This is a genomic window from Helicobacter sp. T3_23-1059 (genome assembly GCF_053654515.1).
Map to the genome: position 1 here is coordinate 1 of NZ_JBSIUV010000106.1, position 3,158 is coordinate 3,158.

Annotated in this window: 2 protein-coding genes and 1 pseudogene; all 3 read right to left on the reverse strand. The window is 29.9% G+C overall.

Annotation, left to right across the window (positions count from 1 at the left end):
• Positions 1-1,268 (reverse strand): annotated as a pseudogene (locus ACWIX0_RS13165) (hypothetical protein); the annotation flags it as partial.
• A gap of 156 nt (positions 1,269-1,424) precedes the next feature.
• A complete protein-coding gene (locus ACWIX0_RS13170) occupies positions 1,425-2,321 on the reverse strand; it encodes a hypothetical protein (protein ID WP_454174441.1) in 897 nt (298 codons plus the stop codon).
• Positions 2,294-3,158 (reverse strand): hypothetical protein (locus tag ACWIX0_RS13175; RefSeq protein WP_454174442.1); only part of this gene is annotated, 865 nt, incomplete at its 5' end. The genes ACWIX0_RS13175 and ACWIX0_RS13170, both read right to left, overlap by 28 nt.

A 3,158-nucleotide genomic window follows, 5' to 3' on the forward strand; every position in this document is an offset into this window, starting at 1 on the left:
AAAAATGCAACAAAACCATCAAAATAACTTAATCCCAAATGTGGTAAAAATTTATCCATATCAACGCTAAACCTTTGAAAATATATTTTATTAGAAATAATTTGCGATGGTTTATCTAGCTCATTTATGGCTATATTTCCTTGAGGAATAGAATCTTTGTCATCACATATATCAAATACTTTTATATTTGAAGTTTCGCCTTTTTGCATTTCTTGTGTATTTAGGGATATTTTGTATTCTTTTGAAAGATAGGTGTTATATTTTATCTGTCCCATTTTCATTTTTTGTTTATAAAAATATTCAAATTCTTGTTGAAATTTCTTACTATCATTAAAAAGGCTATCCACATTCAAAAATTCCCTCTTTAGATTTTTCATCAAAGGAAACTGCATATAAAATTCCTCCCAATCTAGCTCTATGTAGAATCTTATACTCTTATTTTTATCATTTTGTGTATGTGATTTAATCTTTTGTTTGGTATTGCTATTTAGCGCAAATTCCCTTAATTCCACTCTAGGCAATTTCTCTGCTACAATCCGTCTCATCGTCTCATTTGGTATAGAATCTAGAAATTCATCTCTGCGTGAATGTGTATATATTAGTTCGCCTAATTCTTTAGCTTCACTTGGATTATCATGCCATAGTCGTTGGCATATATAGCTTACACCCCAGCCTAGTGTAGAGATTTTATCATTTCTTGCATTTTCCCTTAATGTCTCTGCTAGTGTGCAATCAATAGTGATTTGTGGATAATCATTTAGTCGCAAAAGTTGGCATACATTCCAATTTGGCTCATTTTTATAGGCAAATATAGCGATTTGTTTATCCTTTAAACATTCAGGTAATTTTATTTCTAAACTAGCACCTTTATAAATATTGTTAGATTTGGCATTATTTTTTTTTGCGTTCTTAATAGTATAGATAGATTCGTGTGAAAAATATGTGCTTCCATTCTCATTTAGAAGTATTTGGCAAGTTCCATTGGGCATTTTAGAAAGACTATCATCATATTTTTGTATGCTTTGTGGATTTTTATCTTTAGATTCTTTTTTTAGCAACATAGTGATTTCATATTTATCCATAATCTTATAAGCCCATTTTATCTCATCTGATTTTGTTTTAGAATCATCATAGTTTGCTTTAAGTGTAATACTATCATTTGCCTGATAAAAATTTTTTGCGATGATTTCATTATTTAATATTGTATATGGCGATTTTATCTCTAAATTTTGGACTGCAAAATTATCTAGTTTTTTATTGAATCGCAAGATAAAAGGCTTATCCTCTCGTTTTTTGACAGAATTAAGAACAATATTTCTATTAGATATTGGGGATTCTTGGTAATCTTTGTGTTTAAGTGTAATATTAAATGGACATTTTAGCTTTTGCGTTTCTATTATGTCTATTATATTAAAATCTGCTAATCATTCATTGTTTGTTGTGGCTTTTTGTCCTACATTGGCATTTTGTAGTTCTATGTCTGCATTTGGTATGAGCGTTTTTGTATCTTTGTTTAATGCTAGTATAATAAATACAATACTATTTTTATGGAATTTTGGTTGGTTATTTTGAATATTTGTTGAATGGTAGATGATTGAATCTGTTTGGATAAGGTTTGGCGTAGAATCTAGTTTATTATTTTTATTGTATTCACACAAAAGAGTTACGCATTTTTCGTAATCCGTTGATAAATCTTGGCGTTGCTTGATAATACTCAAAATTTCATCAGTTGCTTTTTGGGTGAGTGATTGTTTTTTTTCATTTAGACTTCTTGAATCCGATTCGATAAGAGACATTATATATTGCCACGCATCATTTGCTTTATTTTTTGCATTTTGCCAAATTTGTGGGGCATTATCTCGCAAGTAAATATAAGTGTTATTTAACAGCCAAGTAAGGATATAAGAAATTATTATACCTGCAATAAAAGCGACCATACCAGACGAAGCCAAAGCAGTTAATATCCCAATCACAATCGTAATGCCACCTAAAACGATTGTTTCTGTTGCACTCAAATCCTCATTGCTTATATTTAATGCAGAGCCTTTTATTCCGTCCTTGATAACAAAAATAATCTTTATGTATGTAGGAGAAGCTTTAGTTGCTATTGCGCTAATAGTAGAATCCATCATACTTAGCATATTAAAAAGACGAGTTTTTAGCGAATCTTCACCGTTTTCTTCTCCAATTCTAGGTAATTCCGACTCATTCATAAATTCAAAATACTCTTCCCTATTTTCATCTACCATAGGTCTATCACTTGCAGTGTAGCTTATCGCTATGCCATAAGTTATTATTGCTTTTTTGTCATATAATCCCATATTCCACCTTCTTTTATAGGATACCTAAAGGCATATATCCACATTTGATGCCATCTTGCGATGATTTCATCTGAGTTAAATTTCATTTTGGCATTTAATTCTGCATAGATATTGTCAATATTGCTCATACCAAATTTACTAAATTGCACACAAAAATAAGCCACTAGATATTTAGTAAAAAAATCGCTCTTATTGGTATCAAAAATCATAGGTCTCACAAAGGATAAATTTATCGTTTTTGTGGTTGGTGTCGTTTTCATTAACGCTAACCCATCTCTATTCAACTTAATATTGCCAAAAATTCTATATTCTAATATCACATAATTTTCAAATAATAAAATCCGCTTTAGCAAAAATGGTTTAAATAAATAAAAATGAAATAGCACGATAGCAATAAAAGGTGGTGCGATAAAAGAGAGTAAGGCAACAAATACATAAAAAATAAACATAAACAATCCTCCTAAAATCCACAAGCAATAATGTTTAAAATTGCCTTGATACTCACATATTAAAATAGGGTTGTCTTTGTTGATTTGTTTGTTTATTTTTGTATGCCGAAATATTAAATAGTAGCAGTAAAGTAGCATTAAGCAATATAATAGCAATATTGATTCGCTAAATACCTTAAAAACAGCAAACCAAATCTTATCGCTATGCTTTTGTATGTTACCTATAATCACTATGCCTAACACAAACATTATAGCAGTCATATTGCCAAATATAGTATAGATTATATTATTCCATTTCCTATCTCTCTCACTACCCAAACCATTAAATAAAAGCGGGTCAAAGGGTGCTTTGGTGTCTTTGATTTTCATTGTTTGGTAGATTCTTTTC

What these genes read in the sequence shown, in the direction of transcription:
- ACWIX0_RS13170 (WP_454174441.1), bottom strand. Translation starts at nt 2,321, where the DNA reads ATGGGATTATATGACAAAAAAGCAATAATAACTTATGGCATAGCGATA.